The organism is Pseudokineococcus marinus (assembly GCF_013004605.1).
Lineage (GTDB): Bacteria > Actinomycetota > Actinomycetes > Actinomycetales > Quadrisphaeraceae > Pseudokineococcus > Pseudokineococcus marinus.
In genome coordinates this window covers 1-7,959 of record NZ_JABEMA010000142.1, presented here as the reverse complement: position 1 = coordinate 7,959, position 7,959 = coordinate 1, and the positions used below count along the sequence as shown (strand labels likewise).

The following is a 7,959-nucleotide window of genomic DNA, read 5'->3' as shown; positions in this document are numbered from 1 at the left end:
AGCGCCCGCCACCCCGCGGGGGGTGACGGGCGCTCGCAGGAGCCGGGGCGCTCAGGCGGGGAGCACCTCGCGCAGCAGCCGCGCCGTCTCCGAGGGGGTCTTGCCCACCTTGACGCCGGCGGCCTCGAGGGCCTCCTTCTTCGCCTGGGCGGTGCCGGCGGAGCCGGACACGATGGCGCCCGCGTGGCCCATCGTCTTGCCCTCGGGGGCGGTGAACCCGGCGACGTAGCCGACGACCGGCTTCGTCACGTGGTCGCGGATGTACGCGGCCGCGCGCTCCTCGGCGTCCCCGCCGATCTCGCCGATCATGACGACGGCGTCGGTCTCGGGGTCGGCCTCGAACGCCGCGAGGGCGTCGATGTGCGTCGTCCCGATGACCGGGTCGCCGCCGATGCCCACGGCGGTGGAGAAGCCGAGGTCCCGCAGCTCGTACATCATCTGGTACGTCAGCGTGCCGGACTTCGAGACCAGGCCGATGCGTCCCGGGCCCGTGATGTCGGCCGGGATGATGCCGGCGTTGGCCTTGCCGGGGCTGATGACGCCCGGGCAGTTCGGGCCGACCAGGCGGGTGGTGCCCTTCTCGGCCGCGTAGGCGTAGAACTCGGCCGTGTCCTTCACCGGGACGCCCTCGGTGATGACGATGGCCAGCGGGATGCCCGCGTCCACGGCCTCCACCACGGCGGCCCGCGTGAAGGCGGGCGGCACGAAGAGCACCGAGGTGTTCGCCCCGGTCTGCTCCATGGCCTCGGCCACGGAGCCGAAGACGGGCACGGAGGCGGTGCGCTCCTCGCCGTCGGCCGTCGTGAACGTGAAGTCCTGCGACGTGCCGGCCTTGCGGGGGTTGACGCCGCCGACGACCTGCGTGCCCGAGGCGAGCATGCGCGTCGTGTGCTTGGTGCCCTCGGAGCCGGTCATGCCCTGGACGAGGACCCTGCTGCTGTCGTCGAGGAAGATCGCCATGTCAGTGCCGTCCTTACTTCGCAGCCGCGAGCTCGGCCGCCTTCGCGGCGGCCCCGTCCATGGTGTCGACGAGGGTCACGAGCGGGTGGGCCGCCTCGTCGAGGATGCGCCGCCCCTCGACGACGTTGTTGCCGTCGAGGCGCACGACGAGGGGCTTGGTGGCGGAGTCCCCGAGGATCTCCAGCGCCGACACGATGCCGTTCGCCACGGCGTCGCAGGCGGTGATGCCGCCGAAGACGTTGACGAAGACGCTGCGCACCTGCTCGTCGCCGAGGATGACGTCGAGGCCGTCGGCCATCACCTGCGCCGAGGCGCCGCCGCCGATGTCGAGGAAGTTCGCCGGCTTCACGCCGTGCGCCTCGCCGGCGTAGGCGACGACGTCGAGCGTGCTCATGACGAGGCCCGCGCCGTTGCCGATGATGCCGACCTCGCCGTCGAGCTTGACGTAGTTGAGGCCCTTGGCCGCGGCCTTCGCCTCGAGCGGGTCGGCCGCCGCGGCGTCCTCCAGCTCGGCGTGGTCCTCGTGGCGGAAGGAGGCGTTCTCGTCGAGCGTCACCTTGCCGTCGAGGGCGATGACGTCGCCGCCCTCGGTGCGCACGAGCGGGTTCACCTCGACGAGGGTGGCGTCCTCCTCGCGGTAGACGTCCCACAGCTTCTGGAAGGCCTCGACGACCTGCTCGCGCACGTCGGCCCCGAAGCCGGCGGCATCCGCGATCTCCTCGGCCTTGGCGCGGTCGACGCCCGTGCGGGCGTCGACGGGCACCCGGGCGAGGGCCTCGGGGCGCTCGACGGCCAGCTGCTCGATCTCGACGCCGCCCTCGACGGACGCCATGGCCAGCAGCCGGCGCTCGGAGCGGTCGAGGAGGATCGAGAAGTAGTACTCCTCGGCGATGGCGGCGCCCTCGGCGACCATCACGCGGTGCACGACGTGGCCCTTGATGTCCATGCCGAGGATCGCCTCGGCGTGCGCCTGCGCCTCCTCGGGGCCCTTCGCGACCTTGACGCCGCCGGCCTTGCCGCGACCGCCCGTCTTGACCTGGGCCTTGACGACGACCACGCCGCCGCCCAGCTGCTCCGCCGCGTCGCGCGCCTCCTGCGGCGTCGTCGCGACGACCCCGCGCAGCACGGGGACGCCGTGCCGCTCGAAGACGTCCCGGGCCTGGTACTCGAAGAGGTCCACCAGCGATCCTCACCTCGGGGTCTGCCGCCGCCGGTCGGCGGCACCGCGGGCGACCCTATCGGCGCTGCGCCGGCCCGCCCGACGCGGCGGCGGCCCCCTCCGGCCCCCGAGACCCCGTCCGGCTCGCCCGGCTCGTCCCCGCGCCCGGCCGGACGACGGCGGGCACGACGACGGCGGGCCGCCCCGCAGGGGCGACCCGCCGTCGCGGGAGGGGCGGCGCTCAGCCGGTGAAGAGCGTGACCACGCGGCGCAGGGTCTGGACGAGCCCGTAGACGAGCGGGACGCCGACGAGCGTCCACCCGATCCCGAGCAGGGCCTTCTGGACGCCGGCGGACGGGTCGTTGCGGCCGGGGCTCTCGCGCTCCGGGTCTGCGGCGGTGCTGGACATGGCGTTCTCCTGGGCGGTCGGGTCAGCGGGCGGCGGCGGGCGCGGGCGCCGCGGCGTCGGACGGCTCGTGGAAGCGCTCGGCCACGGGCTTGATGAGGAGGTTGGCCACGAAGCCGATGACGAGCAGCACGACCATCGTCAGCAGCGCGGGCCGGTAGTCGGCCGCGACGAGCTCGCCCGGCGTGCCCCGGGCGTCGAGGAAGCCGTTGACGATGAGGGGCCCGGCCACACCGGCCGCCGACCAGGCGGTGAGCACGCGGCCGTGGATGGCGCCGACCTCGAAGGTGCCGAAGAGGTCGCGCAGGTAGGCCGGCATCGTGGCGAAGCCGCCGCCGTAGAAGGACAGGATGACGAGGGCCAGCAGCACGAAGAGCGCCGTCGCCGTCTGGCCCACGAGGGCCAGCAGCACGTAGAGGACGGCGCCGACGCCGAGGTAGACCATGTAGATCCGCTTGCGGCCGATGACGTCGGAGGTCGAGGACCAGACGAAGCGGCCCGCCATGTTGCCGAGCGAGAGCAGCCCGACGAAGCCGCCGGCGGCGACCGCGGAGATGGCGGTGGTGCCGCCGTCGCGGAAGAAGTCCTGGATCATCGGGGCGGCCTGCTCGAGGATGCCGATGCCCGCGGTGACGTTGCAGAAGAGCAGGACCCACAGCAGCCAGAACTGCGGGGTGCGGACGGCGTTGTTCGCCGAGACGGACGCGGTCGTGACCATCGAGGACTGCTTGCGCGTCGAGGGGTCCCAGCCCGGGGGCGCGTAGTCCGGCGGCGCCACGCGGATCGTGAAGGCGCCGTACATCATCGCGACGAGGTAGATGACCCCGAGCGTGACGAACAGCTGCGCCACCGCGGAGCCGCTGGCGACGGAGCCCGCGGTGCCGTCGTAGGAGCTGTCGTACGCGCGCAGGAGCTGGTTGGACAGCGGGCTGGCGATGAGCGCGCCGCCGCCGAAGCCCATGATCGCCATGCCGGTGGCGAGGCCCGGGCGGTCGGGGAACCACTTGATGAGCGTCGAGACCGGCGAGATGTAGCCGATGCCGAGGCCGATGCCGCCGAGGACGCCGTAGCCCAGGTAGACGAGCCACAGCTGGGTCGTCGAGATGCCGATCGCCGCGACGAAGAAGCCGGCGGCCCAGAAGCAGGCGGCGGTGAACATGGCCTTGCGCGGGCCCCCGTGGTCGACCCACTTGCCGAGGACGGCGGCCGACAGGCCGAGCATGACGATGGCGATCGAGAAGATGACGCCGATGGACGTCAGGCTCGCGCCGAAGGTCTCGACGAGCGAGGACTTGTAGACGCTGGTCGCGTACACCTGCCCGATCGAGAGGTGGACGGCGAGCGCGGCGGGCGGGATGAGCCACCGCGAGTACCCCGGTCCCGCGACGGTGCGGGACCTGTCGAGGAAGCTGGCCATGGACGCGGACTCCTTCGTCGGTCGAGGCGCCAGCTCGGGGGAGGCGGCACCGGACCGGGACGCTACAACGGTCAAGCAGCCTCGGCGGTTCCCGCGGACCGCGACACCCCGACCGTGACCGGTCCGTCACCGGCGCCACCCGTCCGGGTGCGCCACCCCGAGGGCGACGTGTGGCCACATCGCCCCCCGGCCCGCCCCCGCCAGGGCGACGTGTGGCCATGTCGCCCCCGGCCCGCACCCGCACGGCGACGTGTGGCCCTATCGCCCCCCGGCCCGCACCCGCACGGCGACGTGTGGCCATATCGCCCCCCGGCCCGCACCCGCACGGCGACGTGTGGCCACCTCGCCCGGCGCAGGGGGCCGCTCCTCGCGACGGACGTGCTGCCAGGACCCGGCGAGCCGCACGACGTCGGCGGAGCGGTCGCGGACCGATCAGCGGGACGAGCGTCGACCACGCTGGACGGCGCTGCGGACCGCGGCGACGACCAGCGCGGGTTCGCGGAGCATGTCCGCGGTCACGTGCACGACGCTCCAGCCGACGCCCTGGAGCGCGTCGGACCGTGCCCTGTCCCGGGCGAGCTGCTCCGGGTGCCCGTGCCAGGCGCCGTCGTGCTCGACGGCCACCCGTGTGCCGTCGACGGCGAGGTCGACACGGGCGACGAACGCCCCGTCCGCCGTCCGCACGACCACCTGCGGGGTGACGTCCAGACCAGCGTCCTGCAGGAGGAGCCTCAGACGGGTCTCGGGCGGTGACGCGGCGCGGGCGTCCGCCAGGTCGGCGGCCGCACGAGCGGCCACCACTCCCCGCTCTCGGTGGACGGAGAGACCTCGACGCACGTCGTCGAGGTGGACCAGTCCGGCGTGCGCCACCGCGTCGAGCCGCACCACCGCCTCGTCCCGAGGCAGACCGAGGGAGAGGTCGAGCGCCATCCGCAGCGGTGGGGCGCACGGCGTCGACCCGACAGATCCCTCCGGGGAGACGAGAGGGACGACCACTCGGCGCTGCCGCACCCCCCTCACCCGGCAGCGGTACGCCGACTCGGGGAGCACGACCTCGACGTCGTCGTCGGCGAGCAGGAGAGGCAGCCCACGGACCGTGGCCAGGGACGCACCGGTGATCCTGGCCGCGGGAGGCAGGACCAGAGCGGCCGCCTCGCACCTCAGCTGGTGCGTGCGCGGCACCTCGGCGAGGGCGTGGACGCCGGGCAGCAGTCGCTGCACGAGAGGTCCGCGCAGCTGCTTCGGCGTCGCCCACCCCTCCCGGACGGCTGTGGAGCCCCTGAAGACGCGTGGGAGACGTCGTCGCTGCAGCACGCGCCGAGGCTCGCGCCCTCGCCGGCGCCCGCGGCCTCCCCGCGGTCGTCGGTGGACGAGGACCCGTCGCCAGGCGGCTGTGGACGTCGGGCGGACATCAGCTCACGACCACGGCGCCGGTGGGCGGGCGTGCCCCTCGCCGTGAGGGGCGACATGGCCGCACATCACCCTCACTGGTCGAGGCACGAGGGCCACATGGCCACACACCGCCCCCCGAACAGGTCCCGAGGGCCACATGGCCACACATCGCCCCGCGTCAGCGGGGCGGGAGGGGGCGGCGGACCGCCGGCGTCAGAGCTTCTCGACCGGCGCGTACCGCAGCAGGAGGCGCTTGACGCCCTGGTCGCCGAAGTCGACGTGCGCCACGGCCTTGTCGCCCGAGCCGTCGACCCGCACGACCGTCCCGAGCCCGAAGGCGTCGTGCGTGACGCGGTCGCCGCCCTCGAGGTGGACGACCTCCCGGTTCCCGGGTGAGCGCACGCCGGGCCGCTGCGCGAGGCGCGCGACCGCGGGCGTCGAGGACGGCGCGACGGCGCTCGAGGCCCCGCGGCGCCACTGCAGGAGGTCGGGGGGCACGTCGTCGAGGAACCGGCTCGCGGGGTTGTACTGCGGCTGGCCCCAGGCCGTCCGGACCGCGGCGCGCGAGAGGTAGAGCCGCTCCCGGGCGCGCGTCAGCCCGACGTAGGCGAGGCGGCGCTCCTCGGCGAGCTCGGTCGGGTCCGCCAGCGAGCGCTGGTGGGGGAAGACGCCCTCCTCCATGCCCGTGAGGAAGACGACGGGGAACTCGAGCCCCTTGGCCGTGTGCAGCGTCATGAGCGTGACGACGCCCTGCTCGGCGGCCTCGCGCGCCGCGGCGACGTCGTCGGGGTGGGCCCCCTCCCCCGGCTCGTCGGGGATCTCGTCGGCGTCGGCCACGAGGGAGACCTGCTCGAGGAAGTCGCCGAGCGAGCCCTCGGGGTTCGCCGTCTCGTACTCGCCCGCGACGGCGACGAGCTCGGCGAGGTTCTCGACGCGCGACTCGTCCTGCGGGTCGCCGCTGCGCCGCAGCTCGTCGACGTAGCCCGTGCGGTCGAGCACCGCCTCGAGGACGGCGGCCGGCCCGGCGCCGCCCTCGACGACGGTCCGCAGCTCCTCGAGCAGCTCCCGGAACCGCGTGACGGCGGTGAGACTCCGCGTGGCGATGCCGGGGGCGTCCTCGGCGCGGCCGAGCGCCGCGGCGAAGGGGATGCGCTCGCGCTCGGCGAGCGCGGCGATCGTCGCCTCGGCGCGCTCGCCGATGCCCCGCTTGGGCACGTTGATGATGCGGCGCAGGTTGACCGTGTCGGTGGGGTTCGCCAGCACCCGCAGGTAGGCGAGCGCGTCCTTCACCTCCCGCCGCTCGTAGAAGCGCGTGCCGCCGACGACCTTGTAGGGCACGCCCGTGCGGACGAGCACCTCCTCCAGCGCCCGGGACTGGGCGTTGGTCCGGTAGAAGACGGCGACGTCGCCGTAGCGCAGGCCCGCCTCGTCGTGGAGCCGGTCGACCTCCTCGGCGATGAAGGCGGCCTCGTCGTGCTCGGTGTCCGCGACGTACCCGACGACCGGCTCGCCCTGCCCGGACGCCGTCCAGAGGTGCTTCGGCCGGCGGTCGGGGTTGCGCGCGATGACGGTGTTCGCGGCGGTGAGGATCGTCTGCGTCGAGCGGTAGTTCTGCTCGAGCAGGATCGTCGTCGCGTCGGGGTAGTCGCTCTCGAACTCCTCGATGTTGCGGATCGAGGCGCCGCGGAAGGCGTAGATCGACTGGTCGGCGTCGCCGACGACCGTGAGCTCCGACGGCGGCAGGGCCGCGTCGGAGCCGTCACCCGCCCGCTCGGCGTCGGCCCCGTGCACCGCCCCGCCGACGAGCTCGCGCACGAGGACGTACTGGGCGTGGTTGGTGTCCTGGTACTCGTCGACGAGGACGTGGCGGAAGCGCCGCCGGTAGGCCTGCGCGACGTCGGGGAACGCCTGCAGCACGTTGACGGTGAGCATGATGATGTCGTCGAAGTCGAGGGCGTTCGCCTGGCGCAGCCGGGCCGTGTAGAGCCGGTACGCCTCGGCGAGCACCTTCTCGGCGGGCGTGCCCTCGGCCGCGACGCGGGAGGCGTACGTCTCGTCGTCGACGAGCTCGTTCTTGAGGTTGGACACCTGCGCGGTGAAGGACCGCGGCGGGTGCCGCTTGGGGTCCAGGTCGAGCTCGCGGCACACGAGCGCCATGAGGCGCTGGCTGTCGGCGGCGTCGTAGATGGAGAAGCTGCTGCGCAGGCCGACCGCCTGCGCCTCGCGCCGCAGGATGCGCACGCACGCGGAGTGGAAGGTCGAGACCCACATGGCCCGCGCGGCGGGCCCGACCAGCGCCTCGACCCGCTCGCGCATCTCCGCGGCGGCCTTGTTGGTGAAGGTGATGGCGAGCACCTCGCCGGGCCGCACCCCCCGCGCGGCGAGCAGGTGGGCGATGCGGTGCGTGAGCACGCGCGTCTTGCCCGACCCGGCTCCCGCGACGAGCAGCAGCGGGCCGCCGGAGTGGAGCACCGCCTCCCGCTGCGGCGGGTTGAGCCCCTCGAGCAGCGCCAGCGCACGGGCCGACCCCGGGCCGCTGCCCCGACCCGTGCCCGGCAGCCCGTCGCCGTCCGACGGGCTCGCGGGGGCGCCGGAGCGGCCCGCGAGCAGCCGCTCGCGCACGCC

At 74.2% G+C, this 7,959-nt stretch carries 6 protein-coding genes; all 6 read right to left on the bottom strand.

All coding sequences use genetic code 11. The features are described 5' to 3' along the window. Positions 1–51 precede the first annotated feature (51 nt). Positions 52–960 (bottom strand): succinate--CoA ligase subunit alpha, encoded by a 909-nt coding sequence (gene sucD / locus HLB09_RS10175; protein ID WP_171203268.1) that lies wholly within the window; start codon positions 958–960, stop codon positions 52–54. Positions 961–973: 13 nt separating this feature from the next. Beyond that, positions 974–2,140 carry an ADP-forming succinate--CoA ligase subunit beta gene (sucC, locus tag HLB09_RS10170; RefSeq protein ID WP_171203267.1) on the bottom strand — a complete coding sequence of 389 codons (1,167 nt, stop codon included), beginning with the start codon at positions 2,138–2,140 and terminating at the stop codon, positions 974–976. 220 nt (positions 2,141–2,360) lie between these two features. Beyond that, a complete protein-coding gene (locus tag HLB09_RS10165; protein WP_171203264.1) occupies positions 2,361–2,528 on the bottom strand; it encodes an MFS transporter small subunit in 168 nt (55 codons plus the stop codon). A gap of 22 nt (positions 2,529–2,550) precedes the next feature. Then, a complete protein-coding gene (locus tag HLB09_RS10160) occupies positions 2,551–3,942 on the bottom strand; it encodes an OFA family MFS transporter (RefSeq protein WP_171203266.1) in 1,392 nt (463 codons plus the stop codon). Positions 3,943–4,374: 432 nt separating this feature from the next. Then, positions 4,375–5,163 (bottom strand): endonuclease domain-containing protein, encoded by a 789-nt coding sequence (locus HLB09_RS10155; protein WP_171203265.1) that lies wholly within the window; start codon positions 5,161–5,163, stop codon positions 4,375–4,377. Positions 5,164–5,547: 384 nt separating this feature from the next. Next, complete coding sequence (gene pcrA, locus HLB09_RS10150; RefSeq protein WP_171203269.1) at positions 5,548–7,956, bottom strand: DNA helicase PcrA; 2,409 nt, start codon at positions 7,954–7,956, stop codon at positions 5,548–5,550. Positions 7,957–7,959 lie beyond the last annotated feature (3 nt).

Coding starts and splice junctions, on each gene's coding strand:
- HLB09_RS10160 (WP_171203266.1), bottom strand. CDS start 3,942: ATGGCCAGCTTCCTCGACAGGTCCCGCACCGTCGCGGGACCGGGGTAC.
- sucD (WP_171203268.1), bottom strand. CDS start 960: ATGGCGATCTTCCTCGACGACAGCAGCAGGGTCCTCGTCCAGGGCATG.
- HLB09_RS10165 (WP_171203264.1), bottom strand. CDS start 2,528: ATGTCCAGCACCGCCGCAGACCCGGAGCGCGAGAGCCCCGGCCGCAAC.